Below are 25,408 nucleotides of genomic sequence, written 5' to 3'. Positions count from 1 at the left end.
CAACCAATGACAACAAATTCACCTGCGACTGACGCGACGCACACTAGCACCGACTGGCAGGTCGACTACGACGCCGACCCGATCGAAATCCGCGACCCCGTCGCGGAGGCCCTCGGCGTCCTCACATCAGGCGATCCGTTCGTCGTCACCTACACGGACGCGGTGAAAGAGGCCGGTCACTCCTGTCCGACTGCCTCGGGCGCCTACCGGATCGTCCAGCTCGGGCTCGATGCCCTGTATCCCGACGACTATCCAATCCGAACCGAAATCGAAGTCCAGGCAGCCGGCCCGCGAGACGATGCTGCGTACGGCGTGATGGGGCGCATCATTTCGTACGTGACTGGCGCGACCGAGGACGACGGATTCAGCGGGCTCGCCGGTGGTCATGGGGGGCGCCGTGACCTCCTGCACTTCGACGCATTCGATCCAGACACGGCGGCGCCGACGTTCCGGTTCCGGCGAACCGATACGAACGAGACCGTCGAAGTGACCTACCATGTTGGCGACGTTCCTGACGGGGGACCCGCAATCGGGAATCTCCAGGAAATACTGGATGGGTCAGCAAGCGATCAACAGCGGGAGGCGTTCGCTGACGCCTGGCACCACCGGGTACAGGTCGTCCTCAACGACGACTCGCTGTTCACCGTCGAAGTGGTGTGACCACGTCGGTCCACCCCCACACTCGAAAAAAATTACTCCGGTATACTATCGATCTCCTCGAGCGCCTCAGTGGCGACATCACCAAGTTCTCCAGCCTCAATATGTGAATACCGTTCTCGGACCATCTCTTCGGAGTTATCGAGATACCGGGCCGCCACCGTGTATCCGAACGCTCGGACAAGTACCTCGCCCATGCCACGACGGCCACCGTGCGGAGCAAGATAATCGTGTTTCGGATGGGCGATGTCGATTTCGGCGGCCTCCGAGAGTCGTTGGAGAATCGACCGTGCGCCGTCCGTCGTGATCGACGGCGGCCGAATGTCCTCATCGAGCGCCAGCAGCAGGTCGCGAGCGTACTCCGCTCGGCGTTCAGCGATTGCTTCTGGGCGTTCCCCTCGTTCGGCGAGGTTTTCCCGGACGAGCTCTGCGAGCGTCCGTTGGTCGAACGTCGGAAACACCGGCCAGCGCTCCGTTGGTGGGTCCATCAACTGGCGATAGCTTCGCAACGGCGAGATCACCGGATCGGGAAGGCTCGCGGCATCCCATTGCTGTTTCTTCCGGTAGACGTCCATACTCCCGTCGTCGACGGAGAGGTCCTCCCAGCGGACGCCGCGCCGGCGCGGGTCGTTCGGATCGCGGAGGAGTTCGCCAACGCGGACGGCGGTGTACGCGAGGACAAACACCAGCGCCCGGTCACGAGCCGCCTTCAACGCCGCGTAGCGTGCTCGCTGCTTGTCGAGGGGATCAGTATCCTCCGGGAGTGTCGTGTACGCCTCGACGGCGTCGCGGGCCCGTTCGTCGACGTGACGGGTGAGGGCGTGGCGCTGTTCGGACGTCCAGGCCTGCTGGTCGCCGGGCTTGCGACCGTCGTCCTCCGGCAGCGGCGCCATCGCACTCGCTCGCTGCGCGTAGTGGGCCTCAAGATATCCCTCGTTGACGCACCACCCACACCAGTGGAAGTTGAGACTACACCGGGTTTATTGGGCCTGTGATGCGTGGTTTCGGCTGAATCGACGAGTAGAAACTGCTTCAGATCGCTCTCTGAACGGCCATTCCTATCATATTTCCAATCGGACGGGCGAATTTCGTCGACTCCCGACAGTGTTACCACTCAGACGGCGCGGAAACCCTGGCTGAAGGCTTTATTACCCGATTCCGGTTTCCTTCTTCAGCAACGTCAGTGTATTGTCGGCCGTCACGAGTGGCGAATGCTCGTATTCTCCGGTCAGTTCGACCTGCACGAGCAAGTCGACAGCCCGCCAGGTCGAGTACAACAGGCAGGCAAATGCGAAGTAGAAGAACCGCAGCCCGAAATCCTTTGACGTCGTCGCGGCCATGAACCGCTTTATCGATCTGTAGCCGCTCTCAATCTCCCACCGATACCCGTACTCTATGAGATGACTACTCCCCCGATTCGTCATGAACACCGAGTACTGCCGATGATCGTCGTGCTCTGAGTCCTCTTTCTGCCGGTAGATCAGCGTCGTCTCGTGCCACTCGTTTTTCCCGAGGTGGAGCATCCGGTCGGTCTCGTATCGGTCCTGGTCACTCTGGAGCAACCGCTTGGCCTGGGCTTTCTCACTGGTCTGCATCCGCTTTGGCACGACGTAGGAGAGTCCGCGCCGGCTGATCATCTCCAAGACGTGCTGGCTATCGAACTCCCGGTCCATTAGCACGTTATCGACGTGAACGAGGTCCCCGGCGGAGTTGAGCAGATCCTCGACGATCTCCTTGCGTGACTCGCTTTCCGTACCGGCGGGCATCAAGGTCGAGCAGGTCGGCGACGCCGACGACGCGGAACTGCCCGCCGACCGGGAGGCCGCCGAGGTTGCGGTGCGACATCACGATGCCGGGCGTGACGACGAATGCGGATGGCATGACGGCCTTGATCAGCGAGAACTCGAACGCCTCGATGTCCGTCTAGAAGACATCCGACTTCGCCACCCCGGAGGCGGCGAATGCCGCGGCCGCCGACTGGGCGCCGTTCCCGCCGCCGCTCAGCGCCGCGAGGATGCCGGCACCGACCAAAAGCTCCGGGAGGAACGTCCCGCCGGCGAGCGCCGGCGCACTTTCCGCGACTCCTGTTTAAAACCCCCAGCGAAGATGTTCTGCCGCTTCCTGTCTGCGTAGAATTACGGACGGTCTACTATAGCGGGAACCTCCTCGCCCCACGTGTTGACACGGCGAGGAACCGACGACGACTCGCGACGCACAGTCCGACGCCTCGAACCAGACCCCGAACCCAACCATGAGACGTGAAACGCTCGTCATCGCACTCGTCATCGGAGTGGTGCTGGTGCCCATGTGGTACGTCGGCCTCCAGGGGGAGCCGCCCTCCGAGGAGGTCGAAATCGACCAGTCCGTCTCCGACATCCGGCCGCTCGGGAGTATCATCGACACACCGAACAAGCTGTCACCGAACCAAGTCGGTGTCATCGTCTGGGTGGCGCTGTTCGCGCTCGTTGGCGCGCTCGCGGCCGTCCACCGGTTCATGAACCGAGCGGTCAGGCCGCCCGAGCCGCCGACCGCCGAGCCCGGCGACGACGCCGCGGTCTCCCCGTGGTTCAGGACCGACGACAGGTGGCTGGCGACCTACCACGACGCGCCGGACAGCGTTGAGGGCGTCGCCGCGATGGGCGGGCTGACCGTCCTCGCAATCGTGTTCGCCGCGCTGTTCACGGGCGAGTACCTCACGCTCGCCCGCACGCAGTACTTCGGCACGTACGCCGCGGGCCTGTTCCTGTCGCTGGCGCTGCTGACAGTGAGCTACTACGCGTGGTTCCTCCCCCACGCCGAAGTCGCGGAGGAACGGGGGCACGGAGAATGAGCGACGACTGCGAGGAGTGCGAGACCTGCCAGAGCTGCGAGGACGCCCGGCCCGAGCGGCCGTCTATCTTCACGGACGCCCGCGCCGAGATGAGCCGCCGCGACTACGGGAAGCTGTTCGCTACCGTCGGCGGACTCACGGCCGCGAGCAGCCTCATCGCGCCGCTCGTCGGGCTCACACGGGTGTTCGAGCGGTCGTACACCGGCCCCGTCTACGGCGACGGCATCAACCTCGTGGACGGCGACGGCAACCGCGTCACCGAGGACACCCTGGACGTCGGCGAGAAGCTCACGGTATTCCCGGAGCCGCGCCCCGGAATCGAGCGCGCGCCGACGCTGCTGGTGCGCTTCGACGAGAGCGACTACGGCGGCGAGACCAACTTGGAGAGCACCGTCTCCGGATACGCCGCGTACTCGAAGGTCTGCACGCACGCCGGCTGCATGGTGTCCAATGAGGACGGCGATATTCTCGTGTGCCCGTGCCACTTCGGCGAGTTCGACCCGACGCAGGGCGCGTCGGTCGTCGGCGGACCGCCCGGCCGGCCGCTCCCACAGCTCCCGCTCACGCTGTCCAGCGACGGGAACATCATCGCCACCGGCGACTTCGAGGGGCCTGTCGGTCCCGGAGGTAGCTGATGTCTCGCCTTGACGACGCGTGGGCGTACGTCGACGACCGCCTCGACCTCGAACGCGACCGAGGATTCTTCGGGAAGGCGTTCCCGGCCGAGGACTCGTTCCTGCTCGGCGAAGTGGCGCTGTTCTGCTTCGTCGTGCTGGCGCTGACCGGCGTCTTCCTCGGGATGTTCTTCGAGCCCTCGACCAGCAAGGTGACCTACGAGGGGTCGGTCGCGCAGTTCCAAGGACAGGACATGCCGGAGGCGTTCGTGAGCGTGCTCAACATCACCTACGACGTCCCCTACGGGATGTTCATCCGGCGGCTCCACCACTGGGCAGCCCACCTCTTCGTCGCCTCCATCGGCCTCCACATGCTCCGGGTGTTCTTCACCGGCGCGTACCGCAACCCCCGGGAGCCGAACTGGGTCGTCGGCACAGGACTGGCGGTGCTGGCGATGGGCGCGGCGTACACCGGGTACGCGCTCCCGTTCGACGAGTTCGCCAGCACCGCGACCGGCATCGGCTACAACCTCTCCAACTCCATCCCCGTCGTCGGTGGCCTCGTCGGGAAGGTAGTGTTCGGCGGGGAGTTCCCGTCGAGCGCGACCATCCCCCGGCTGTACTTCCTGCACGTGCTCGTCATCCCGGTGCTCATCACCGGCCTCATCGTCGTCCACATGGCGATTCTGCTCCGGCAGAAACACACCGAGCGCGCCCGCGATGGCAACGTCGAGACCGAGCGCGGCGTCGTCGACGCTGACGACGACGACACCATCGTCGGCCTGCCCGCGTTCCCGAACCAAGCGGCGGTGAGCGCGGTGGTGTTCTTCCTCACGCTCGCGACGCTGTCCCTGCTGGCGGGCTTCCTGCCCGTGCACAACGTCGCCGCGTACGGGCCGAACAACCCCGCGGGGACGCCCGAGCTCATCATGCCGGACTGGTTCCTGATGTGGGTGTACGGGTTCCTGAAAATTCTCCCGCAGTGGATGGCGTTCACCGTCCCCGGCACCGGCGTCCACGTCTCCACGGAGTTCGTCGGCGGCATCGTCCTGCCGACGGCCGTCATCGGCGCCGTGGCGCTGTGGCCGTTCGTGGACCGCCACGAGGAGCCCACGCACTTCACCGCCGATCCCCTCGACCGGCCGTGGCAGACCGCGGTCGGCGTCGCTGCGGTAGTGTTCGTGATGGTCGCGTCCATCGCGGGCATGAACAATCTCCTCGCGGACGCCCTCGGGACGTCGACGGGCGTCGTCAACCCCGTCCTGCTTGTGGGCATCGTCGTCGCGCCCGTGGTCGGCGGGCTGCTGACGTACCGCGTCCTCCGGGACCGCGCGGGGTCGGCCCGGGGCTCGGAGGTGGTCGCAGATGAGTAGCCGCGAACTGCCGGCGACGCAGTACCGCCGGCTAGACCGCGTGAGCAAGCTCGTTGGCCTCGCGCTCGTCGCCGGCGGGCTGGCCGTCGGCGGCGACACCGCCGTGGGACTCGCGCTCGCGATGATTGGCGCTGTAATCGGCGTGCTGACCGTATTTATCGAGCAGTCATGACCGACGGAATCCAACAATCAGACGGACGGTCGAATCGGGACGCAGACGACGCGAAGCTGGCGCGCCGGGACTTCCTGAAGGGGGCCGGCGCCTCCGCAGTCCTCGGACTGACGGGGCTATCGGCGGCTGACGACGGCGCGATGAACGGCCTCGAGGTCATGGACGACCCCATCGGGTCGTACCCCTACCGCGACTGGGAGGACCTCTACCGCGAGCAGTGGGACTGGGACTCGGTCTCCCGGAGCACGCACAGCGTCAACTGCACCGGGAGCTGTTCGTGGAACGTCTACGTGAAAGACGGGCAGGTGTGGCGCGAGGAGCAAGCCGGCGACTACCCCCAGTTCGACGAGGACCTCCCGGACCCGAACCCCCGCGGCTGCAATAAGGGTGCGTGCTATCAGGATTACGTGGACGCCGAGCAGCGCGTCCTCCACCCGCTCAAGCGCACGGGTGAGCGCGGCGAGGGGAAGTGGAAGCAGGTGAGCTGGGACGAAGCGCTGACCGACATCGCCGAGCACGTCGTCGACGAGGTGGCGGCGGGCCGCTACGACGCCATCAGCGGCTTCACGCCGATTCCCGCCATGAGCCCGGTGAGCTTCGCCAGCGGGTCTCGGCTCATCAACCTCCTCGGCGGCGTCAGTCACTCGTTCTACGACTGGTACTCGGACCTGCCGCCGGGCCAACCCATCACGTGGGGGACCCAGACGGACAACGCCGAGAGCGCGGACTGGTACAACGCCGACTACATCATCGCGTGGGGGTCGAACATCGACGTCACCCGCATCCCGGACGCGAAGTACTTCCTTGAAGCCGGCTACGACGGTGCCAAGCGCGTCGGCGTGTTCAGCGACTACTCCCAGACCGCCATCCACACCGAGGAATGGCTCGCGCCCGACCCCGGGACGGACACCGCCCTCGCGCTTGGGATGGCCCGCACCATCGTCGAGGAGGGTCGCTACGATGAAGCCCACCTGAAAGAGCAGACCGACATGCCCCTGCTCGTGCGCGAGGACACCGGGAAGTTCCTCCGTGCGAGCGAGGTGTCGGGGCTCGGGTCTGGCGTCGACGACCCCGAGAAGACGTTCGTGTTGCTTGACGCCGACGGCGAGCCGCGGGTCGCGCCCGGGTCGCTTGGCGACCGTGACGGCCAGAACGACCCCACCGAGAGCATCGAACTGGACTTCGACCCCCGACTCGACGTCGATGCGACCGTCGGCGGCGTCGCCGTGCGGTCGGTGTGGAACCGGTTGAACGACGAACTGGAGACGTACACGCCGGACTACGTTTACGAGGAGACCGGCGTCGGCCGCGAGACCCACCAGCGCATCGCTCGCGAGTTCGCGGACGCCGAGAAGGCGAAAATCATCCATGGGAAGGGCGTCAACGACTGGTACCACAACGACCTCGGGAACCGCGCCATCCAGTTGCTGGTGACGCTCACCGGCAACCTCGGCGAGCAGGGCACGGGCCTCGACCACTACGTCGGCCAAGAGAAAATTTGGACGTTCCACGGCTGGCAGACGCTGTCGTTCCCGACCGGCTCGGTGCGCGGCGTCCCGACGACGCTGTGGACGTACTACCACGCCGACATCCTCGAGAACACCGACGAGGAGACGGCCGCCCGCATCCGGGAGGCCGTCGACGAGGGGTGGATGCCGGTCTATCCGTCCGAGCGCGAGGACGGCACGCGCCCTGACCCGTCGACGATGTTCATCTGGCGGGGCAACTACTTCAATCAGGCGAAGGGTAACGTCGCCGTCCAAGAGACCCTCTGGCCGAAGCTCGACCTGATAGTCGACATTAACTTCCGGATGGACTCGACGGCGCTGTACTCGGACTACGTGCTGCCGTCCGCCAGCCACTACGAGAAACACGACCTTTCGATGACGGACATGCACACGTACGTCCACCCGTTCACGCCCGCCGTCGAGCCGCTCGGCGAGGCGAAGACCGACTGGGAGATATTCCGCCTGCTCGCGGAGAAGATTCAGGAGGTTGCCCAGCAGCGCGACCTCGACCCGATTCCCGACCGGTCGTTCGACCGCAACATCGACCTCCAGTCGGTCCACGACGACTACGTCCGCGACTGGGCGTCCGGCGAAGAAGGCGCGCTCGCGGAGGACCGCGCGGCCGCCGAGTACATCCTCGAACACTCCGAGGAGAGCAACCCCTCGGATTCCGACAGCCAGATCACGTTCGCGGACACCGTCGAGGAGCCCCAGCGCCTCGAAGCCGCGGGCTCGCACTGGACGTCGCCCATCGAGGACGGCGAGGCGTACACGCCGTGGAAGAACTTCGTGCAGGACAAACAGCCGTGGCCGACGTTCACCGGCCGCCAGCAGTACTACATCGACCACGACTGGTTTCTCGAACTCGACGAGGAGCTGCCGACGCACAAGACGCCCGTCGACGAGAACGACCCCGACGAGTACCCGCTGCGGTACAACACGCCCCACGGCAGGTGGTCGATTCACTCGACGTGGCGGGACAACAAGCGCATGCTCCGCATGAACCGCGGGGAGCCGGTCGTCTACCTCAACCCCGAGGACGCCGAGCGCAAGGGCATCGAGGACGGTGACACCGTTCGGATGTACAACGACCTCGGAGAGGTACAGGCGCAGGCGAAACTCTACCCGTCCGGCGAGGAGGGGACCGTCCGGCACTACTTCTCGTGGGAGAAGTACCAGTACCCCGACCACCAGAACTTCAACGAACTCGTCCCGATGTACATGAAACCGACCCAGCTCGTCCAGTACCCCGAGGACACCGGCGAGCACCTCCACTTCTTCCCGAACTACTGGGGGCCGACCGGGGTGAACAGCGACGTCCGCGTGGACGTCGAATCCATCGAGGGAGGTGACGAGTCGTGAGCTCGAACACCCAGACGCAGGCCCAGACGGAGACGGAGCTCGCGGACGGCGTCGAGCACCAGGTCGCGATGGTGATGGACCTCAACCAGTGCATCGGCTGTCAAACGTGCTCGATAGCCTGCAAGACCCTCTGGACTGACGGCGAGGGGCAGGAGTACATGTACTGGAACAACGTCGAGACGAAGCCCGGCGAGGGCTACCCCCGCGGCTGGGAGGAGTCCGGCGGTGGTTGGAAGTCGGACGCCCACAGCGAGCGCCAGCCCGGCGACATCCCCGAGAAGGAAGACTACGGCGCCGCGTGGGAGTTCAACCAACAGGAGGCCATCGTCGAGGGGGACGCGCCGCTGCGCCCGCAGGGGACCGACCCCGAGTACGGCCCGAACTGGGAGGAAGACCAGGGCGCTGGGGAGTTCCCGAACTCCTACTACTTCTACGTCCCCCGCATCTGCAACCACTGCACGCACCCGTCCTGCGTGGAGGCGTGCCCGCGGTCGGCCATCTACAAGCGCGAGGAAGACGGCATCGTGCTCGTCGACCAGGACCGGTGTCGCGGTTACCGGTACTGCGTGGAGGGCTGCCCGTACAAGAAGGTGTACTACAACGAGGTGACCAAGACCTCCGAGAAGTGCATCTTCTGCTACCCCCGCATTGAGGGTGAGGGGCCGGATGGCGAGGTGCACACGACCGCGTGCGCCTCCGAGTGCCCGACCCAGCTCCGCTACGTTGGCTTCCTTGACGACGACGAGGGCCCGATTCACAAGCTCGTGAACCGCTACGAGGTCGCGCTGCCGCTGCACCCCGAGTACCGCACCGAGCCGAACGTCTACTACATCCCGCCGTTCGCTCCGCCCCAGCACGGCACCGAGGGCGAGACCCTCGACGTGGACCGCATCCCGCCGGAGTACCTCGAAGAGCTGTTCGGCGAGGACGTCCACGACGCCCGCGAGACGCTCCGCCGGGAGCGCGAGAAGGTCGAGCGTGGCGGCTCCAGCGAACTCATGGACATCCTCACGACCGACGACAACAGCGACCAGTACCGATTGGAGGTGTTCGACGATGCCTGACGACGCCCGGAAGCTCGCGGTCGCGGCGCTGCTCGTGTTCGGGATGGCGGTCGCACCGGCGCTGGTGAGCGCGCGGCCCGCTAACGAGATTCCCGTCGAGCAGGTCGGCGGCGACTCCAATCTCTCCGCGCCGACCGCGGACGCGTGGAGCGACGTCGCGCCGGTGCGCGTCCCGCTGTCGAGCGCGCCCAGCGGCGTCGTCGACGCCGGCGACACGTCCGCCTCGACGGCGCGCGTACGGGTCGCCCACGACGACGAGTCGCTGTACGTGCGTCTGCGGTGGCCGGACGGCAGCGCGGACGGGAACGTCTCCGGGCCGCGCGGGTTCGCGGACGCCGCGGCGGTCCAGCTCCCCGCGAACGCCAGCGATAACCCCGCCATCGCGATGGGAAGCCCGCGGGCACCCGTGAACGTCTGGTACTGGAACGCCGAGGCCGGCAGCGAGGAGCTGCTCGCGGGCGGCCCGGGCTCGACGACCGAGTTCGCGGATCCCGCCGTGCAGACGCGGACCACCCGCGAGAATGGGTCATACGCGCTTGTCTTCGAGCGGTCGCTAACCGCGGGCGGGCAGAACCGTACGAACGTCACGCTGGCCCGCGACGTCGACGTGGCCTTCGCCGTCTGGAACGGCTCGAACATGGAGCGCTCGGGGCGGAAGGCGGTCAGCGAATGGTACCACCTCCCGCTCGGCCCGCAGCCAAGCGGCCCGCCCTACCAGTCGATTCTGTGGGCGGTCGCGGGGCTGGCTATCGTCGCAGTGCTCGCCATAACCGTGGTCGCCGTCCGGAGGGCCGACGATGAGTGACACGAGCAGGCGGGACCGCGACTGGGACGCGCTCGCCGCCGACGTGGACACTGACGCGGCGGCCCGCGCGGCTGTGTACGAGCAGATCGCAGCGACGATGACCGAGCCCGACGCCGACCTGTACGCGGCCCTCGACGACGGCCGGTTTGGCGCGGAGCTGCGGGAGCTGGTCGGCCGCACCGCGCTTGACGTGTCGGTGCCCGAGGTGGGGACCGACGACGACTACGACACGGCGTGCGCGCGGTTCAACGACCTGTTCCACGTCGGGACCGGCAACGGCGGGCCGCCTGTCCCGCCGTACGAGACCAGCTACCGCGACGACGTGTCGTGGCGGGACGTGAACGTCGACCTCGCCCGCGCCTACGACTACTTCGGGCTGGAAGTGGATACGGAGACCCGCGACCACCACGACCACGTCCGCCTCGAACTGTCGTTCGCGGCCTACCTCTGCCGGCGCGAGGCCGCCGTAGGGGACGGCGCGGCCGACGCGCGATTAGACTTCCACGACCGCCACCTCGCGTCGTTCCTCGATGCGTTGGCCGACCGCGTCGCTGACGAGCCCGGTGCCGGTGTCTACGAGCCGCTGCTGTCGTTCGCGGCGGCGTTCGCGGACCGCGACCGCGCCGACCTCGCGGGGAGGGCGGGGCCGTGACCGCCGCTCACGCCGCGGGCCGACAGCGCCCGCTGCTCCCCGAGCAGCACCCGCAGCGCGTCCGCGTCGCTGCCGTCGCCGCCACGCTCGCGGCCGTCGTCGCGGCGGCCGGCCTCCGCATAGCGGGGAACGCGCCGCCGACCGCAGCGACAGTCCCCTCGGACGCACTCGACGCGGCGGCGACCACGTCACTGGTCATCCCCGCAGCGGCGGCCGTCGCGGTCGCTGTGACGACCGACGACAACGTCGAGCGCGTCGGTCTGCTGTCGGTCGGCGTGTTCGCCGGGCTGACCGCCGTGTCGGCGGCCGCGACTGTCCCGGCTGCGGGCGCCATCGCTGGCGGCGGCGCACTCGCTGTCGGGAGCCGCGGAACGTGGACCGACAACTGGCGGGCGGTCCGACGCGCGCTCGTCGCCGGCGTCATCCTCGCGTCAGTCGCGTTCTCGCTCGGCGGCGCAGTTGGCCTTGCACCGACGTTCTCGCGGCCGGTCGGGTCCGAGTTGTACCTTGTCGGCGTCGCCGGCGCCGTGCTGTTCGCGCGGCCGGGCCGCGCCGGCTGGATCGTCGGCGGCCTCGCCGCTGGTGCGGTCCTATACGCCGCGTCGGCTGCACCGTTCGCCGCCGGCGCCGCGGTGCTCGTCGCGGGGGCCGCCGTGGACGTGAGCGGTGCGCTCCTCGCGGCTGGCGTCGCCGGCGCGACGGCAGCGACCGTCGGTGGCCTGCGCGCGCGGAACGTGCCCGCGGCGGTCGGCGCCGCAACCGTACTGTTCGCGGGCGTTCCGGCGACGCCCGCGCGCGCCGCCGCAGTCGTCCTTGGCATCTCCCTGCTCGCGTGGGCGACCGACCCCGCGCCAGGAACGGGGGTGGGCGTCGATGAGTGACGACGTGCCCGAGGACGTGCGAGAGGCGATGGAGGAGTCCCCCGACCCTGACCTGTCGCCGGCGGCGAGCCCCGGGTTCGGGGAGGACGTCGACCTCGAAGACGTGGACGTCGGCCGCGACGTGACGCTCGGTGAGGCATCCCACGAAGAGATGACAGCCGCCGACACCAGCCCCGTCGAAGACGACGACGTGGCCACGCTTGTGGCGCGGCTCCGCGAGGGGGACGTGCCGGCGCGGCGGCGCGCGGCGCTCGCGCTTGCGGAGCGTTCCGAACCCGGCAAGGACGCGCTGAACGCGCTCGCAGCGGCCGCGACCGACGACGAGGACGATGATGTCCGACAGTTCGCTGTGGAGGCGCTCGGCGGGCTGGGCGGGGATCGCGCCCGGGAGGCCGCACTCGCGGCGGCCGACGACCCTGACCCGTGGACGCGCGCGGAGGCGTACGTCGCCCTCGACCACCTCGACCGCGCGGCCTACGAGGACGTGCTCCGCAGTGGGCTAGGCGACGACCACCACGCCGTCCGGCAGACGGCCGCCGTCTCGCTGTTCAAGCACCGCGGCGTCGATGCGGCCGACGCGCTGCTGGAGCTCGTGGACGACCCGAGTAGCAGAGTGCGCGAGTGGGTCGCGCACATGCTCGGCGGCGTCCCCGGGGAGCCCGCGGCCGACGCGCTGGCGACGCTCGCGGCCGACGACGACGACGTCGTCGCGCGCACCGCGGAACGCGCGCTCGACGTCGACACGGGAGCGTTCCGGCGCCAGTTCCGCGGCGCGGCCGCGGGCGGCGCGCCCGGAGACGACCCACTGAACCAGCCACCAGATCTCTGAGATGACACTCGACTACCCATCGACGCCGACATCGGACCGCGAAGCACAGCTCCTCGCCGCGTTGGAGGGCGTCCAGCGCCCCGACACGGGCGAGTCACTTGTCGACGCCGGGCTCGTCGCCGGGGTCGACATCGAGGACGACCGAGCGACCGTCGCCGTCGACCCGGACGCGCTCGCCGGGGAGGACGGCGAAGCGCTCGCTGCCGCGTCCGTGCGAGCCGCTCGCACGGTTGAGGGCATCGAGAGCGCTCACGTCGAGCCAGCGAGTGGCGGCGACAGTGAGACGGCGGCCCCTGACGACACGCGGACGACGGGCGTGGAGGTGTTCGACCACGTCGTCGCCGTGGCGTCGACGAAGGGCGGCGTGGGGAAGTCGACGGTCGCCGTAAACCTCGCGTGCGCGCTCGCCACCGACGCCGACGTGGGCGTGTTCGACGCGGACGTCTACGGGCCGAACGTCCCCACACTCCTCGACGTAGACGCGCCCGTCCACAGCACTGACGCGGGCAACCCCGTCCCAGTCGATGCGGGTGGCGTGGAGGTGATGAGCGTCGGGCTGATGGCCGACGACGCGCCGCTGGCGTGGCGGGGCGCGATGGCCCACGACGCGCTCGCGGACCTGTTCGCCGACACCGCGTGGGCGGCCGACGACGTGCTCGTCCTCGACCTGCCACCGGGCACCGGCGACACCGTGCTCACGACGCTCCAAGAGGTGCCGGTGGACGGCGTTGTGTTCGTCACGACGCCGTTCCACACGAGCGTCGCCGACACCGAGCGCAGCCTCGACCTATTCCACGAGAATGACGTCCCCGTGCTCGGCGTCGTGCGGAACATGCGGTCGTTCGAGTGCCCGTCCTGCGGGGACGAACACGCGATGTTCCCCGGCGAGGACACCGGCCTCGACGCGCCCGTGCTGGCGTCGCTGCCGTTCGACCGCGACCTCCAGGGCTCTCCGACGCCCGGCGACCCGCCGGCGGCGTTCATGGAGCTCGCCAGCGAGGTCGCCGACCGCATCGAGTCCGCGTGGGAGCCGGACGTGCCCGCGGACGCAATCGACCTGCGGTCGGTACCGCCGGACGGTCGCCGTGACCGCGTCCGAGAGGCCGTCGCGGCCCGCACGTCCGGCGACGACCTCGTGCTGGTGAGCGACCGCGACCCGACGCCCGTGCGGTCGTTCCTCGCGGACCTCGCGGACGTCGACCCGGAAGTCGTGGCACCGTTCGAGGTCGAGCGGGCGACCCCCGAGACGTGGGTGGCGCGCACCGAGCGACCATGACCGACACGTCCGTCCTCGTGGACGGCGACGGCGCCGTGCGCGTGACGCCGGACGGCGACTGGGAGACGACCACGCGCGTTGTCGGGTTCCGGTGCACCTCGGGCGACTGGGTGGAGGCGGCGTGGACGGGCGTTGACCTCGCGGCGGCCCTCGATGCCGCGGGCGTGCCCGCGGAGACCACGCACCTCGTCGTCGAGAGCGACGACGAGTACCGCGTCTGCCTCCCGGTGGCGGACTGTCTGGACGCGCTCGTGGCGTTCGACGGGGAGACCGAGCCCGAGTCCGACCGGCCGACCGCCAACGAGGGGACGTTCCCACGGGTGGTCGCGCCCGGCATCGACGGCCCACACACGCCGAAGAACGCGGCGCGAATCGAGCCCGTCGCGCTGGACGCCGGCGAGGACCGCGCCGACCGCGAGACACTTCCCTAGACACCCTTGCTCATGAGATGCGAGCGCAGCACATCGGCGTCCTTGTTCGCGGCGCCGGTGTTCAGGATGACGACCGTGTCATCCTCGCCGAACGCGCCGTCCTCGGCGAGCGCCGACGCGCCCGACGCCGCAGCCGCGCACCTCTATGAGGCGACAGAACTGGTCGATTCGGTCTCAGTCGACGACGGCGAGCCGGTAGTCAGCCACGAGCGCGGGGAGACACAGGGTTACGCGCTGCGGTTCCTGACCGGTGACATCGAAGGTGAGCGACTGGTGAAGGGCGTCAGCCGAACCGGCCTACTCAGCCTACCGGCCGATGCGGATCCGGGCCGGTACGAAACAGTGACCCACGAGGATCCCGAGTATAAATGAACGACGATAGTCGCCAAGACGACTGCAACCGCAGGGCCGTGTCGGCCACGCCTATCGTGCTCGCCGGCGGGGAGAGCGAGCGCTTCGGCCCCGAGCCGAAGGCGTTGGCGACAGTCCAGCACCGGCCGTTGATCACTCGTATCGTCGACGTAGTGCGGACCGCGACCGATCGGACGCCAATCGTCGCCGTCGGCAATCCAGAGAAACAGTCCGTCGTCGACCCGGCGCTCTCGGCGACGGTTCGATATCGATACGACGTCGAGTGGGGACACGGCCCGCTCGCGGGAATCGCTGGAGCGCTTGATGCAGTCGAGACGGACACAGTGTTCGTCTGCGGCTGCGATATGCCACGACTTGATCCTAACGCGGTCAAGTGGCTTATCGCCGAATACGCGAGCCAATCTGCCGCCGCGCTCGTCCCGACGAGTGGGGGCCGAAACCACCCGTTACATGCTGTGTACGACCATCAGGCGCTAGAGCGGTACTGTCGACAGCAACCCACGGACCTTCGCTTGCAACGACTCGTGTCCGAACTCGACGCGTCGAGGGTTCGGGCACAAAACACCCCTAAAGACATCCCACTTGACCATTCGGTGTCGAATACAAACACACAGGACGAACTATCCGCGATGCGAACGCAGATAGGCGATTGACCACGCAGGAACAATCGCTTTACTGGCATTTGTGTGCATGTCCGATTCCAGTCCAGCGAGCGAGGTCCGATCGTACAGCGGTGTCGAGTCGTACACAGGCCACTCAGCGCACGAACGCTGAGCGATACGCCGAAAACAGTTCGCTGAGAACTACGAGCCGATGCCTCACGCTAACTTGATCGAGGACGGAGAGGCCCGCAAGTTCGTCCTCGCTCGTGTTCTCGAAGACATCTCGGTCGATAGACATCGTTGAGCAGAGAGGCGTCGTCTACGGTGAAGAGTGTCAGGAGTGAAAACTACGAAAATATTGAAGGGATATTTCGTCCGTAGCCACGAAGCGATTCGAGAACCGTATGCATTGGGACAACCGGTCTCACCTATCGGCGGCTTCACGGAGTTCACAGTTTCGGAGGGTGGGCCGATATTGGTCGAATCTCCGGCGATTCTGTGTCTAACTCTATCAGAGCACTCAACTCCTGCCCATCCGGAACGAGATAATCGAGCGAACAGGAGGCGAATTCGGGTGCTCCTACAGAGCTATCGGGCGAGCGAAGTCTTCGAGATAATCAACAAGCCGATTGACCAACTCTATATTTTGGACCTGATCAGAGCGGGCCATATGCATTGAGAAGGGCGGCCTCACTACTGCATCTCCCGGGGCGCTGAGACGACAGTTAGCGCGTCAATCGAGGATCGAATCGAACAGGCGATGATGGTCGTCAAGCCACTCGATCTCGTGGTGGGTCACATCATACTGAATGTCGTATTCAAGCGGGAGTGGATCCGAACGGTGGGCTGTAAACGTGAGGTTGATTTCGACACAGGGGCCGTGCTCGGAGACGCATTCGAAGCCATCGTCAACGGGGTATACAACGCTAAACCAGCGAATCTGAAAGCCAAAGTGGTCACACACATCTCTGACGACGGCAGCGTCACAATAGGGCGTGTGGACCCACAGTTCCCCGCCAGCGTAGGCCTGATCTTTGACACACCAGACTGCATCAAAGAAGCGGAGAAACTCGGCAGCGCGATTGTAGTGCGCTTCAGTCAGGCGGTCCCACCAGTGGTACTCCTCGACGTCGTCAACGAGGAGCTGGAGGCAATCTCCACACACATCATACGCCCGCTCACCAAGAGAGACTTCGTGGAGTTTGTCGTACTGGGTGGTGTCACACGCATCGCACGGCGGGGAAGCACTACTACCCTGGCATCCAGTGGATGATCGCTGTTCGGTGTGGTTGGAACACCCGCTGTTTGCACTCCCTGGCTTCTGAGATTCGTTTGAGTCGATATTCTCGGTCATTGGTATCTAACCGAGAACCGTCAGTCACGCCGTGTGACTGGGCTCCCGGCTAGCACCGGACCGACGGTCGGCCACTCATCTATCGCCACAGAGAGCAGGTTGGTGTAAATATTTTCTGTGAATCCAACCGAGGACACCGGCCAGCACCCGGCTATCGACGACAGCCGATCCTAGACGATGAACGTCGTATGTAACCGTATCTCGAAGTGAGACTGCCGTGCCTGTGGGTAACACACCCTAACTAATTTTAATACAATTGCCACGATATTCCAGGTTGACGTCCGATACACCCCTCAAACCGAGAGAGTTCAACACGATGATCATCACTCGCCTCACCCCGCGGCGTGCTCGTTCTCACTTAGCCGCGGGTTCCGTGTTCGGCGAGTGCCTACAAGATCAGCGTGCGAAGAGCCCGGGCGCAAACCGCCGGATCCACGTCGACTTCGAATACGAGAGTTCGACGCAATCCGGCGACGTCCGGACACTCTCACCCGCATAACTCGGCCCCCATACGGACTACCCGTCACGGGTCGGGGAACACGGGATTGCCGCCTGCCTGTGCCCAGTACTCGCTCAGGACACAGCCTGATGTGAGTGCGGGGTGCCAGGCTCGCGGCTGATTGGTTTCCGTTCGTTCGATACAGGAGCGAGCGGACTTCGTCCGCGCTGAGCGTACGGAAGTCGTTAGCCAACAGCCCCGCAGCGAGAGCTGCGGCTACGTCGAGCCCCGGAGTCTCCGCTGGCGAGGGACGCCGGACTTTGAATCCGGAGGTCGCCGGTTCGATTCCGGCCGGGGCGACATGCCGACGTGGTGTAATCCGGCGAGCATACGGTCCTGTCACGGCCGTGATCCGGGTTCAAATCCCGGCGTCAGCGTGGATGCGTGGCGTGGCCACGTGGGGATACCCATCGAGGTAGGCAGCCCGTTGGTGCGATCAGCTGGATCGTTCCGACGATGCTGGGCCCAGCAGGGTCTGCAACCTACATGAGCCGGTGTGGTATTCCCGGGAGCACCCGAAGTACGCCCCCGCGATGAGACGCGCAACCACGACTACTCGGTCGCGGTTGCGCAGTTGGAAAGTCGTACAGATAGATAATCAACTGCCGAACGCTCGGCAGTCCAGTGAGCCGATGGTCCAGCGGACGACGATCTGTGCCTTGGGCGCACAGGACCGAAGTTTGAATCCGCGTCGGCTCACTGTGCCGCGACTGGGTATTGGGGAACCCAGCGGCCTGCTATGCCGTGGCCGTCTGCTATCGGTCTCCCGGTTCGAATCCGGGTCGCGGCGTCATGACAACGAATGTCTGCCCTACCTGCGAGGAGGAAGCGTTCCGTCACGTCCCGCTCGGTGAAACAACGTCTATCGACACGATTGGAAGCGTGGAAATCTGCGTCACCGAGGACGGCGCATACTTCCACGGAACGAGGTGACACCATCCCTGCCGTGACTGGATGCTGATGAACACATTCGCCTCGGTAGTAAAGCTCAGAAGCTGAGTAATGCGCGTCTTCCGGTGTCCTGGTGAGAAACGCGAGGCGGGCTCATCGGAGCAAGTTCCGACGGAGATGGTGAGACATGCGGATAGGCGACCGCGCTCGGTGTGAAACCGAGAGCCGCGGGGCTTCGGAGTTCGACTCTCCGTCTCACCGTTGGCGGGGTTTCCCTAGGTTGGTCAAGAGACTGCGTTGGAACCGTAGCGTCCGCAAGGACACGAGTGTTCAAATCGCTCTCCCGCCGCTGCGTACCGAAGTGATTCGCAGAGTCGCTGGCGATTCTCGAATTGCGCCGCCATGCCAGAGTGGTCAAACGGACACGGTCGAGACCCGTGTGGTTAGTCCTTCCCAGGTTCGAATCCTGGTGGCGGCATCCGGCCACCGTGCCGGGAGACGATTCTCGCTTCACCGTTCCGTCGCCGTACTCAAGTGGTCAACGAGAAGTGGCTCAGACCCGCTGGCGTAGGTCCTTCCGAGGTTCGAATCCTCGCGGCGACATTTTCTCCCTGTGGTCTAGCGGCTACGATACCTCCCTGTAGAGGAGGAGACGCACGTTCGAGTCGTGCCGGGGAGACTGCGGGACGGTGGAAGAGCCTGGCATTCACACACTCTCGCCGAATTTTCACCGGAGATCCGGTGCGACGGTGAGAGTTCCTTCATCTCACTTGTAACGAGAACACGCAGGTTCGAATCCTGCCCGTCCCACTGGCCGATGACCCTTCCAAGGAGAGGCCACCCCGCTCCAGTGGAGTAGCGGCCAAACTCACGGCCCTCTCACGGCCGAGCCCCCGGTTCGAATCCGGGCTGGAGTATTCTCCAACAGTCCGAGACCTCTCACTTCCAGCCGACGAAACTGAGGGACGGACAGCTGTGGAGAACTGAGAGATGTCCATGAGTGAGTTCCGAATTGTGTGCTGCGGGATAGGATAATGGCAGTCCACGGGGGTCATATCCCCGAGGCCTAGGTTCGACTCCTGGTCCCGCAATGGAGGACAACAATGGGACTATTCGATACAGTCGAACTCTACGACGACGTCCACCTGCCAGAGTACCCCGAAGGGATTGCTCCTGCCGAGGACGTCGACTGGCAAACGAAAGGCATCGATCGACCGACTATGACCACATTTCGGATTACGGCGGACGGTCGGCTCCTCGAAGAGGAGTGGCACACCGAAGCGGTCCCGCCGGAAGACCGGCCATACGCGAGCCGTGACGACGTCGACGAGGAAGATCTCCTCTACATGGCCGGCTGTCGGAACCGAGTCCACGACGGCTGGATCGAACGAGACGACTACCACGGCCGCTTCAAGCTCACACACTCCTTCGAGAATCTCGATACACTCGTCACGTATCAAGTGACGTTCACGCACGGGCAACTCGAGGGCTTCGAACGGCTGCAGTGACCCGTGCGTGCCCACACCTCGGTGCTTGATTTACTCTACAGCGCTCCTGGAGTCTCCGTTGGCGAGAGACGCCAGTTTTTCAAACTGGAGGCCAGGGGTTCGATTCCCCTCGGGAGCACTCGGGGGGCTGGCTCTGACAGCGTTTTCCCGTGTCTGACATAGCGGGCAGCCACGGATCCGTGACGCTGTCACGGTCGGCTTTCCCCAAGCGTGTGGTCGTCGAGGTGGTGCGTTTCTTCGCCCGCAAAGCACACCAACGGGAGCCATAGCCCGTCGCACCACCGGTTGTCCGACCGCACGTGGCGACCGTCGAGTCGGAGCGTTGCTTCGCTAGGAACTCACAGGTTCAAATCCTGTCGGTGGCGCAGTCCATCGAGAACATCCCGGACAAAGAGCGTACGAGAGGACGCTCGACACCGGTCCCGCTCCGACAGTTTTCCGGTCGCCGTGTCGCCAGTGGCCGTCGATCTGGAGCGCTACGTCGATGGCACTCTACGGGTTCGAATCCCGTCGTTCGCTCCAGAAATTGTCCGGCCACTCGTGTTCCCGTAGCTCAGTCAGGACAGAGCACCGGCCTTCGAAGCCGGGTGTCGCACGTTCGAATCGTGCCGGGAACGTCCAGCCGAGCGAAGCGAGGCTGGTTCGGGACGTGTCACTCCCGATACTCGCTGCTCACAGAGCGTGTGGGCAGCTGCGATCGGAGTCGCCTGTTACGGCTCCGGGTGATAGGATGGAATTCAACACGCCAAAGCAAACGGTCGCGGAGGCAACGCGGACCACCAACTACGAAGGTGGGGAAGCGTTCGAGCCTGCCGACCCCCGACTCGCACTGTACAAGCGCACGATCAACCAACTGCTGGAGGGCTCGTTCTACGAGACCGATGACGAGCAGCTCGCTGCTGTGGTTCGCCAGTTCGATGCCGCCGCAAACGAGAACCCGGAGTTCGTCCTGAAGCTCGCGGCCTATGCGCGCCAAGAGCTCTACTTGCGGGACATCCCACAAGTACTGCTCGTGCTGGCAGCCAACGACGACCGATTCAAGGACGACTCCCCCGAGTCGCTCATCCGCGAATGGGCGCCGGCGATCATCCAGCGGATGGACGAGACGGCCACCGCGCTCGCGGTACACGATCAGCTGTTCGGCGGGACTGCGCCGTGGCCGCTTCGACGCGGGATCGAGGACGCGCTGGTGGAGATGGCCGACGCCTACACGCTGGGCAAGTACGAGCTGTCGCGGCGTGAGGTGACGCTGCACGACGTCTTCAACCGCGTCCACCCCACGCCCGTCGACGCCGAGCAGGAAGCGCTCTTCGAACGGTTCATGCGCGGCGGCCTCGACGACTATCCCGACGTCGACCCGTTGCCGTCGCCCAACACCTGGGAGACGGTTATCTCCGAGCACGGCAACACCCAAGCCGCCTGGGAACGGCTCATCGAGGACGACGAGTACACGCTGCCCATCTTCGCGTCGATCCGGAACCTCCGGAACATGCTCGAAGCCGGCGTTCCGGAAGACACGGTCGTGAATCACCTCGACCTGGAGGCTGTCCGACACGCGCCGCTGTACCCGTTCCGGTACTACCAGGCCTACACCGCGCTGCAAGACGCGGATGTCCAGGCACCAGCGGTCGAGCAGTGGCTCGAAGACGCAATTGATGTCGCGGTCGAGACGGTGCCTGGCGGATTCGGCGATACCTTTGTCGCGGTCGACCTGTCGGGATCGATGGATCAGCCGCTGTCCGCGAACAGCACGCTCCGACTGAAGGAGATCGGTGCGTTGTTCGGTGCGATCCTGGCCGACCAGGGTGCCGACGTCGGCGGGTTCGGCGACGACTTCCAGACCGTTCCGATGCACGTCGACACGCCAGTACTACAGCGCCAATCGGCGGTGTTGGCGATCGACGAGAACGTCGGGAACTCGACGAACGGTTGGAAGGCGATCAAGCACCTCCACGACCGAGGGGATGCTGTTGAACGAATCGTCGTCTTCACCGATATGCAGATCTGGGACAACACGCCGTTCACGGCCCGCGATTCCCAGACGGTCAGGGACGCGTTCGATGCGTATCGGGACGAGGTGTCTGCGGACACCGCGCTGTATCTCGTCGATCTCGCGGCCTACGGCGACCTGGTGACGCCAGAAGGCTACGAGAACGTCTACAACATCTCGGGGTGGTCGGAGAACGTCCTCTCGTTCATCGAACACGCCGAGAAGCCGAAGCAGGTCATCGATGAAATCGAGGCGTTCGAGCCGACCTAGCCCTGTCCGTATCTTTTGTTTGAGGATGCGCGAGTGGTGGAGTTCGGAAACACGCGGTCGTGCCACGACCGGGACGGGCGTTCGAATCGTCCCTCGCGCACTCGGAGCACAGCTCGTGGACCAATCAGCCCGTGAGGTGTTCCTCTACGGAGATGATAGAATGGCTGTAACCAATACCAATGACTCAGCTTCGACGACAACTGCTGTCGTGATGATCCGCGTTCCCTGCGGCGCAGACGGTGATCTCGTCACCGATGCCGAGGAGCGCCTCTCACGGGTGGAAGACGTGAATGCGGTCACGATTGACGAGCTCCACAGTATCGATCCGAAGCTTTCGGCCACGATCATCACGGTCAAAATCACGCTTCACTGGACGGCGACGATGACGGATGAAGAGATCAGCGACCGACTTGCCGAGGTCTCCGGCCTGGAGTCAATCCAGTGGGCCAAATGAGTCCGTCGGCAAAGCCCCTCCTCAACTTCTAGTCTGTGTTTAGTAGGGAATGTGACAAGCTATAGAAATTCATATAGGTATACCTAAAGGCCAATTATGGCTCAATTTTGTAAACTGATATCCTGTATCGTTTATAAGTGTACAGTGAATATTGTTTCACAGTGCTCTCGAAGGGCGAACTCACGATCGTCGACGCACTCATCACGGGCCGTGAAGCGACTCCTGAAGAGCTCGCAACAGACACGGGGTATACACGCGACCACATCTACCATCTCCTCGACGAGCTGATCGACACCGGGCTCCTTCGTGAAACGCGCCGACATCACAACCAGCGAGTGGTCCAGATCACAGAGCACCCCGTTATCGAGCAATATCGGAAGCTCACAGCGGAATTCAGTCACGTCGACTGGCCGGAGCTACTCACTCCCGCGACGATCCGCATCTGTTGGTATCTTGATGAACCACGCCGTATCACATCAATTGCGGACCGGCTGGAGATCTCTCGACAAAGCGTCCACAAGGCGTTATCGCCGCTGAAGAACCGAGCGCTGTTGTCCCCAGCTGGCCCGGAATACGCACTCAGTGACAGCATTCAACCACTATTGGAATTCATCCAGGCAGTCGTGGTTCACGATCACCTGAATCGCGCTCGAAACCTCGCTCCCAGCACCACGGTCGAATGGTGTGACCCCCACCGAGCACTCATTCGTGTCCAGGAACGGCACGATACAGAGTCACTCTACGCGGCCGAAGAGTGGGAAGTAACCGGCCTAGCCCGGTTCAAGCAGTTCGGGTTACAGTTCTTCCTCGCTGGAGAGCCCGCGTTCTGGTATGCCCCAGAAGAGACGCTGACGCCGGCCGAAATCGTCTGCCATACCCTTGTCCTTGACAGCGGATCGCGACGAGTGAGTTACTCCCTCCTACTGATCGAGGCAGAAGCAATCGCCCAACAGGAGCTGATGGACGTCGCAGTGTGGTACGGGTTAGCGGATACTATCTCAGAGATGTATCGGTACTTAGCTGGTGAAAACGAGCCACCAGCCGCAGATGGAATTTATTTGCCGAGTCGAACGGAGTACGAAGCACTCAAAGAGCAGTACGGAGTGGCCTAGGTAGTGACCTTAGCGGTAGATCCAAAGTTTGTCCTATAGGATTTACTATTGCTAAAACTATAGGGAACTCTAGAGACCCTTTGTCGCCTGTTTCCGGGCCGCTTCGCGAACCGCTTCGAACTCCTTGGGAGCAGCTTCCTGGAATCCAAGGCGGAGGGCAAGGCGGAGGATTTCACTCCGGTCAACGTCACCCTCCTCGATATCTAGCTGCCGCTGAAGCGCGTGGCCGACTTCCTCCAAGCGGTCAGGATTTTCCTCCAGCGCACGAATGAACGCCGCAAGAGGCCCGTCCCACACGCTGATGGTCTTCTGTTTGTCGCCGGCGTCGATGGCCTCCAACTCATCGAGGATGTCCTCGACGAGATCACGCTTTGCGTCTTCGGCAGCCGCCTCTTCGATTCGGTCACCGTGGGACGTCTGTTCGCGAAGGGCCGTAAGATCGTCGTCGTCCTCAGCCATGGTGTTCACCTCCGAGCCGTTCGACAAGCGTTTCAGCGGCAGCGAGATACGCCTCACGGGCCCGGCGTGCTGTCGTCGACGGCTCTTCGAGCGCAAACGCAGTCTGGCCGCGGTCCGCAGCGTTCCGAATGTCTTGCGAATACGGGACGTAGTCGGGCGCGATAGCGTCCGGATACTCCGACTCAAACGCGTCCAAATATTCCTCGGCGAGATTCGTTCGGGTATCGACCTTGTTCGGAAGTACGAGCGCGAGCTCGATGTCGACGGCGAAATTGTCGGCGATCTTCCCGAGGTCGCGACGGAGGGCATCGGCCTGCTCGGCCTCGAACGGCCCCATCTCGACGGGCGTGATGACGTGGCGGGCGGCCCACAGCCCGTTGTACGCGACGTTGTTTGTCATCCCCGGGAGGTCGACCAAGACGACGTCATAGCCGAGCGGGTCCACGTACTCGTCGAGGAACTGTTCGAGACGACTATAGCGCTCACGCGCATCGTCGATGTTCCCGAGTTCAGCGTCAAGTGTGTCGAGTCCAGGGTGTGCCGGGATCAGGTCGGGTCCTTCGTCAGTGGAGACAACGAGATCAGCCAGAGTGTCGTCGCCGATCTTTTCGGCGATCGTCCCCCATGCGTCGTCGAAGACCGTGCTGATGTTCGGCCATGCCTCGTCGGCCTCGATCCGAGCCTGGTACTCGCCCCAGACGCCGAAATGCTTCGCGAGATCGCCCTGCTTTCCAGCGAGGTCAATAAGCAGGACCTCGTGACCGAGCTCCTCGAGGGCGACGCCGAGGTGGGCCACGGTCGTCGTCTTCCCAGTGCCGCCTTTGTCGAGGAACGCGGCGGCGCGCAGTGTTTCGCTCATCGTAGTACGCCTATAGTGTCTCCTATAGAGAAGCCTGTAGTCTTAAAACCACGTCAGACATCGGCCCTATTCAGACTATAGGATTACCTATAGACAATATGAAACAGTTCTTGCGCAGCTCAGTGGAACGGGAGCGTCTCCTTACTCACCGGCTGCGTTCAGCGCACTGTTCAGCTCGAAAAGCTCCTGAACAGCATCGCTCTTGGCGACTTGATACCGGCGGGGTGACGAGTTCGCTACTTCCTCAACGATCTCGGTTTCTACCAGAAGGTCGATGTACTTGCTCACTGTCTGCCGAGTAACGCCAGCATGATCCGCGAGCTCCGTCTTGGTGAACTCTCGGCCCGGGGGGAGCGTGAGAATGGCGTCGATGAGGATTGGGACACTCTCGTGCTGAAAGAGATACAAGACACCGCTCGGATTCTCCAGGCGGGCCTCCTTGGTGTCCTTCTCCGCTGCTGGGTGGTTCTGAGGTGATTCGCTCATACTGCTGGTTTACTGGTGATAACACATAGCTGTTGTCTCAGACGTGATTACGCGTTAACACACTTGTATGAGCGGGCCGTCAAGTAGTCCACCGAAAC

At 64.6% G+C, this 25,408-nt stretch carries 24 protein-coding genes, 13 tRNA genes and 4 pseudogenes; 34 read left to right on the top strand and 7 right to left on the bottom strand.

Going from position 1 to position 25,408, the window contains the following annotated elements; translation table 11 throughout:
• Nucleotides 1-6 precede the first annotated feature (6 nt).
• Nucleotides 7-660, top strand: coding sequence for a hypothetical protein (locus tag ABSL23_RS16490; protein WP_353635445.1), 654 nt, complete (start codon nt 7-9; stop codon nt 658-660).
• A gap of 32 nt (nt 661-692) precedes the next feature.
• Here ABSL23_RS16490 and ABSL23_RS16485 read toward each other — a convergent pair.
• Both ABSL23_RS16485 and ABSL23_RS16480 read right to left on the bottom strand, forming a co-directional pair.
• Nucleotides 693-1,613: pseudogene (locus ABSL23_RS16485) on the bottom strand (site-specific integrase); the annotation flags it as partial.
• Between the two features lie 192 nt (nt 1,614-1,805).
• Nucleotides 1,806-2,402 (bottom strand): annotated as a pseudogene (locus tag ABSL23_RS16480) (transposase); the annotation flags it as partial.
• On the opposite strand from ABSL23_RS16480, the gene ABSL23_RS16475 reads away from it, so the two are divergent.
• The 13 genes from ABSL23_RS16475 (at nt 2,392) to ABSL23_RS16415 (ending at nt 14,454) form a co-directional block, all read left to right on the top strand.
• Complete coding sequence (locus tag ABSL23_RS16475; RefSeq protein WP_353635444.1) at nt 2,392-2,790, top strand: hypothetical protein; 399 nt, start codon at nt 2,392-2,394, stop codon at nt 2,788-2,790. The pseudogene ABSL23_RS16480 and the gene ABSL23_RS16475 sit on opposite strands and share 11 nt — an antisense overlap.
• A gap of 118 nt (nt 2,791-2,908) precedes the next feature.
• Nucleotides 2,909-3,487, top strand: coding sequence for a hypothetical protein (locus ABSL23_RS16470; RefSeq protein WP_353635443.1), 579 nt, complete (start codon nt 2,909-2,911; stop codon nt 3,485-3,487).
• Nucleotides 3,484-4,122 carry a Rieske 2Fe-2S domain-containing protein gene (locus ABSL23_RS16465; protein ID WP_353635442.1) on the top strand — a complete coding sequence of 213 codons (639 nt, stop codon included), beginning with the start codon at nt 3,484-3,486 and terminating at the stop codon, nt 4,120-4,122. Before ABSL23_RS16470 ends, ABSL23_RS16465 begins: the two co-directional genes overlap by 4 nt.
• On the top strand, nt 4,122-5,474 hold the full coding sequence (locus ABSL23_RS16460) for a cytochrome bc complex cytochrome b subunit (RefSeq protein ID WP_353635441.1): 1,353 nt from the start codon (nt 4,122-4,124) through the stop codon (nt 5,472-5,474). Before ABSL23_RS16465 ends, ABSL23_RS16460 begins: the two co-directional genes overlap by 1 nt.
• Nucleotides 5,467-5,646, top strand: coding sequence for a hypothetical protein (locus tag ABSL23_RS16455; protein ID WP_353635440.1), 180 nt, complete (start codon nt 5,467-5,469; stop codon nt 5,644-5,646). The genes ABSL23_RS16460 and ABSL23_RS16455 overlap by 8 nt, the downstream gene beginning before the upstream one ends.
• Entirely contained in the window at nt 5,643-8,516 is a 2,874-nt protein-coding gene (locus ABSL23_RS16450; protein WP_353635439.1) for a molybdopterin-dependent oxidoreductase, read from the top strand. The genes ABSL23_RS16455 and ABSL23_RS16450 overlap by 4 nt, the downstream gene beginning before the upstream one ends.
• Entirely contained in the window at nt 8,513-9,580 is a 1,068-nt protein-coding gene (locus tag ABSL23_RS16445; protein ID WP_353635438.1) for a 4Fe-4S dicluster domain-containing protein, read from the top strand. Before ABSL23_RS16450 ends, ABSL23_RS16445 begins: the two co-directional genes overlap by 4 nt.
• Nucleotides 9,581-9,623: 43 nt before the next feature.
• A complete protein-coding gene (locus tag ABSL23_RS16440; protein ID WP_353635549.1) occupies nt 9,624-10,385 on the top strand; it encodes an ethylbenzene dehydrogenase-related protein in 762 nt (253 codons plus the stop codon).
• Nucleotides 10,378-11,037, top strand: a complete 660-nt coding sequence (locus ABSL23_RS16435; protein ID WP_353635437.1) for a molecular chaperone TorD family protein — start codon at nt 10,378-10,380, stop codon at nt 11,035-11,037. Before ABSL23_RS16440 ends, ABSL23_RS16435 begins: the two co-directional genes overlap by 8 nt.
• Entirely contained in the window at nt 11,034-11,918 is an 885-nt protein-coding gene (locus ABSL23_RS16430) for a hypothetical protein (protein WP_353635436.1), read from the top strand. Before ABSL23_RS16435 ends, ABSL23_RS16430 begins: the two co-directional genes overlap by 4 nt.
• Nucleotides 11,911-12,747, top strand: a complete 837-nt coding sequence (locus tag ABSL23_RS16425; protein WP_353635435.1) for a HEAT repeat domain-containing protein — start codon at nt 11,911-11,913, stop codon at nt 12,745-12,747. The genes ABSL23_RS16430 and ABSL23_RS16425 overlap by 8 nt, the downstream gene beginning before the upstream one ends.
• 1 nt (nt 12,748) lies before the next feature.
• Complete coding sequence (locus ABSL23_RS16420; RefSeq protein WP_353635434.1) at nt 12,749-14,023, top strand: P-loop NTPase; 1,275 nt, start codon at nt 12,749-12,751, stop codon at nt 14,021-14,023.
• Complete coding sequence (locus ABSL23_RS16415; protein WP_353635433.1) at nt 14,020-14,454, top strand: molybdopterin-dependent oxidoreductase; 435 nt, start codon at nt 14,020-14,022, stop codon at nt 14,452-14,454. Before ABSL23_RS16420 ends, ABSL23_RS16415 begins: the two co-directional genes overlap by 4 nt.
• Here the strand turns inward: ABSL23_RS16415 and ABSL23_RS16410 are convergent.
• Nucleotides 14,451-14,594, bottom strand: a pseudogene (locus ABSL23_RS16410) (threonine synthase); the annotation flags it as partial. The gene ABSL23_RS16415 and the pseudogene ABSL23_RS16410 sit on opposite strands and share 4 nt — an antisense overlap.
• 228 nt (nt 14,595-14,822) lie before the next feature.
• Here ABSL23_RS16410 and ABSL23_RS16405 point away from each other — a divergent pair.
• Nucleotides 14,823-15,479, top strand: coding sequence for a molybdenum cofactor guanylyltransferase (locus tag ABSL23_RS16405; protein WP_353635432.1), 657 nt, complete (start codon nt 14,823-14,825; stop codon nt 15,477-15,479).
• Between the two features lie 172 nt (nt 15,480-15,651).
• Here ABSL23_RS16405 and ABSL23_RS16400 read toward each other — a convergent pair.
• A pseudogene (locus ABSL23_RS16400) lies at nt 15,652-15,726 on the bottom strand (MarR family transcriptional regulator); the annotation flags it as partial.
• A gap of 462 nt (nt 15,727-16,188) precedes the next feature.
• Here ABSL23_RS16400 and ABSL23_RS16395 point away from each other — a divergent pair.
• The 19 genes from ABSL23_RS16395 (at nt 16,189) to ABSL23_RS16305 (ending at nt 23,506) form a co-directional block, all read left to right on the top strand.
• Nucleotides 16,189-16,701, top strand: coding sequence for a hypothetical protein (locus tag ABSL23_RS16395; RefSeq protein ID WP_353635431.1), 513 nt, complete (start codon nt 16,189-16,191; stop codon nt 16,699-16,701).
• Nucleotides 16,702-17,505: 804 nt separating this feature from the next.
• Nucleotides 17,506-17,581 (top strand) — tRNA-Gln (locus tag ABSL23_RS16390).
• A gap of 3 nt (nt 17,582-17,584) precedes the next feature.
• A tRNA-Asp gene (locus ABSL23_RS16385) sits at nt 17,585-17,658 on the top strand.
• Nucleotides 17,659-17,984: 326 nt separating this feature from the next.
• Nucleotides 17,985-18,071, top strand: a tRNA-Ser gene (locus ABSL23_RS16380).
• A gap of 2 nt (nt 18,072-18,073) precedes the next feature.
• Nucleotides 18,074-18,214, top strand: a complete 141-nt coding sequence (locus ABSL23_RS16375; protein WP_168216049.1) for a hypothetical protein — start codon at nt 18,074-18,076, stop codon at nt 18,212-18,214.
• Nucleotides 18,215-18,435: 221 nt separating this feature from the next.
• Nucleotides 18,436-18,521 (top strand) — tRNA-Ser (locus ABSL23_RS16370).
• 47 nt (nt 18,522-18,568) lie between these two features.
• Nucleotides 18,569-18,650: transfer RNA gene (locus tag ABSL23_RS16365), tRNA-Leu, on the top strand.
• Nucleotides 18,651-18,692: 42 nt separating this feature from the next.
• Nucleotides 18,693-18,775: transfer RNA gene (locus ABSL23_RS16360), tRNA-Leu, on the top strand.
• Nucleotides 18,776-18,779: 4 nt separating this feature from the next.
• A tRNA-Tyr gene (locus ABSL23_RS16355) sits at nt 18,780-18,851 on the top strand.
• A 4-nt stretch (nt 18,852-18,855) separates the two neighbouring features.
• Nucleotides 18,856-18,982, top strand: a tRNA-Thr gene (locus ABSL23_RS16350).
• A 34-nt stretch (nt 18,983-19,016) separates the two neighbouring features.
• Nucleotides 19,017-19,089, top strand: a tRNA-Glu gene (locus ABSL23_RS16345).
• A gap of 103 nt (nt 19,090-19,192) precedes the next feature.
• Nucleotides 19,193-19,263, top strand: a tRNA-Met gene (locus tag ABSL23_RS16340).
• A 12-nt stretch (nt 19,264-19,275) separates the two neighbouring features.
• Nucleotides 19,276-19,680: a hypothetical protein gene (locus ABSL23_RS16335; protein ID WP_353635430.1), complete on the top strand. Its 405-nt coding sequence runs from the start codon at nt 19,276-19,278 to the stop codon at nt 19,678-19,680.
• Between the two features lie 42 nt (nt 19,681-19,722).
• Nucleotides 19,723-19,798 (top strand) — tRNA-Glu (locus ABSL23_RS16330).
• A 424-nt stretch (nt 19,799-20,222) separates the two neighbouring features.
• Nucleotides 20,223-20,297 (top strand) — tRNA-Arg (locus tag ABSL23_RS16325).
• A 32-nt stretch (nt 20,298-20,329) separates the two neighbouring features.
• Entirely contained in the window at nt 20,330-21,940 is a 1,611-nt protein-coding gene (locus tag ABSL23_RS16320; RefSeq protein ID WP_353635429.1) for a TROVE domain-containing protein, read from the top strand.
• A 27-nt stretch (nt 21,941-21,967) separates the two neighbouring features.
• A tRNA-Gly gene (locus tag ABSL23_RS16315) sits at nt 21,968-22,040 on the top strand.
• Nucleotides 22,041-22,055: 15 nt separating this feature from the next.
• Nucleotides 22,056-22,394 carry a hypothetical protein gene (locus tag ABSL23_RS16310; protein WP_353635428.1) on the top strand — a complete coding sequence of 113 codons (339 nt, stop codon included), beginning with the start codon at nt 22,056-22,058 and terminating at the stop codon, nt 22,392-22,394.
• Between the two features lie 161 nt (nt 22,395-22,555).
• Complete coding sequence (locus tag ABSL23_RS16305) at nt 22,556-23,506, top strand: MarR family transcriptional regulator (protein WP_353635427.1); 951 nt, start codon at nt 22,556-22,558, stop codon at nt 23,504-23,506.
• Nucleotides 23,507-23,575: 69 nt separating this feature from the next.
• On the opposite strand, the gene ABSL23_RS16300 is transcribed toward ABSL23_RS16305, so the two are convergent.
• The 3 genes from ABSL23_RS16300 to ABSL23_RS16290 all read right to left on the bottom strand — a co-directional run bounded on the left by ABSL23_RS16300 (nt 23,576) and on the right by ABSL23_RS16290 (nt 25,310).
• Nucleotides 23,576-23,965: a hypothetical protein gene (locus tag ABSL23_RS16300; protein ID WP_353635426.1), complete on the bottom strand. Its 390-nt coding sequence runs from the start codon at nt 23,963-23,965 to the stop codon at nt 23,576-23,578.
• The gene (locus ABSL23_RS16295; protein WP_353635425.1) at nt 23,958-24,824 is read right to left on the bottom strand and encodes a ParA family protein; all 867 of its coding nucleotides are present in this window, start codon (nt 24,822-24,824) and stop codon (nt 23,958-23,960) included. The genes ABSL23_RS16300 and ABSL23_RS16295 overlap by 8 nt, the downstream gene beginning before the upstream one ends.
• Nucleotides 24,825-24,965: 141 nt before the next feature.
• Nucleotides 24,966-25,310: a helix-turn-helix domain-containing protein gene (locus tag ABSL23_RS16290; RefSeq protein ID WP_353635424.1), complete on the bottom strand. Its 345-nt coding sequence runs from the start codon at nt 25,308-25,310 to the stop codon at nt 24,966-24,968.
• Nucleotides 25,311-25,408 lie beyond the last annotated feature (98 nt).

The organism is Halobacterium sp. NMX12-1, from assembly GCF_040435975.1.
Taxonomy (GTDB): Archaea; Halobacteriota; Halobacteria; order Halobacteriales; family Halobacteriaceae; genus Halobacterium; species Halobacterium hubeiense.
This window is presented reverse-complemented; position numbering and strand designations above follow the sequence as displayed.

Bases quoted from the DNA above. Each gene is read 5' to 3' on its own strand.
- ABSL23_RS16490 (WP_353635445.1), top strand. From the start codon at position 7: ATGACAACAAATTCACCTGCGACTGACGCGACGCACACTAGCACCGAC.
- ABSL23_RS16470 (WP_353635443.1), top strand. From the start codon at position 2,909: ATGAGACGTGAAACGCTCGTCATCGCACTCGTCATCGGAGTGGTGCTG.
- ABSL23_RS16465 (WP_353635442.1), top strand. From the start codon at position 3,484: ATGAGCGACGACTGCGAGGAGTGCGAGACCTGCCAGAGCTGCGAGGAC.
- ABSL23_RS16460 (WP_353635441.1), top strand. From the start codon at position 4,122: ATGTCTCGCCTTGACGACGCGTGGGCGTACGTCGACGACCGCCTCGAC.
- ABSL23_RS16455 (WP_353635440.1), top strand. From the start codon at position 5,467: ATGAGTAGCCGCGAACTGCCGGCGACGCAGTACCGCCGGCTAGACCGC.
- ABSL23_RS16450 (WP_353635439.1), top strand. From the start codon at position 5,643: ATGACCGACGGAATCCAACAATCAGACGGACGGTCGAATCGGGACGCA.
- ABSL23_RS16440 (WP_353635549.1), top strand. From the start codon at position 9,624: ATGGCGGTCGCACCGGCGCTGGTGAGCGCGCGGCCCGCTAACGAGATT.
- ABSL23_RS16435 (WP_353635437.1), top strand. From the start codon at position 10,378: ATGAGTGACACGAGCAGGCGGGACCGCGACTGGGACGCGCTCGCCGCC.
- ABSL23_RS16425 (WP_353635435.1), top strand. From the start codon at position 11,911: ATGAGTGACGACGTGCCCGAGGACGTGCGAGAGGCGATGGAGGAGTCC.
- ABSL23_RS16420 (WP_353635434.1), top strand. From the start codon at position 12,749: ATGACACTCGACTACCCATCGACGCCGACATCGGACCGCGAAGCACAG.
- ABSL23_RS16415 (WP_353635433.1), top strand. From the start codon at position 14,020: ATGACCGACACGTCCGTCCTCGTGGACGGCGACGGCGCCGTGCGCGTG.
- ABSL23_RS16405 (WP_353635432.1), top strand. From the start codon at position 14,823: ATGAACGACGATAGTCGCCAAGACGACTGCAACCGCAGGGCCGTGTCG.
- ABSL23_RS16395 (WP_353635431.1), top strand. From the start codon at position 16,189: ATGATGGTCGTCAAGCCACTCGATCTCGTGGTGGGTCACATCATACTG.
- ABSL23_RS16375 (WP_168216049.1), top strand. From the start codon at position 18,074: ATGACAACGAATGTCTGCCCTACCTGCGAGGAGGAAGCGTTCCGTCAC.
- ABSL23_RS16335 (WP_353635430.1), top strand. From the start codon at position 19,276: ATGGGACTATTCGATACAGTCGAACTCTACGACGACGTCCACCTGCCA.
- ABSL23_RS16300 (WP_353635426.1), bottom strand. From the start codon at position 23,965: ATGGCTGAGGACGACGACGATCTTACGGCCCTTCGCGAACAGACGTCC.
- ABSL23_RS16295 (WP_353635425.1), bottom strand. From the start codon at position 24,824: ATGAGCGAAACACTGCGCGCCGCCGCGTTCCTCGACAAAGGCGGCACT.
- ABSL23_RS16290 (WP_353635424.1), bottom strand. From the start codon at position 25,310: ATGAGCGAATCACCTCAGAACCACCCAGCAGCGGAGAAGGACACCAAG.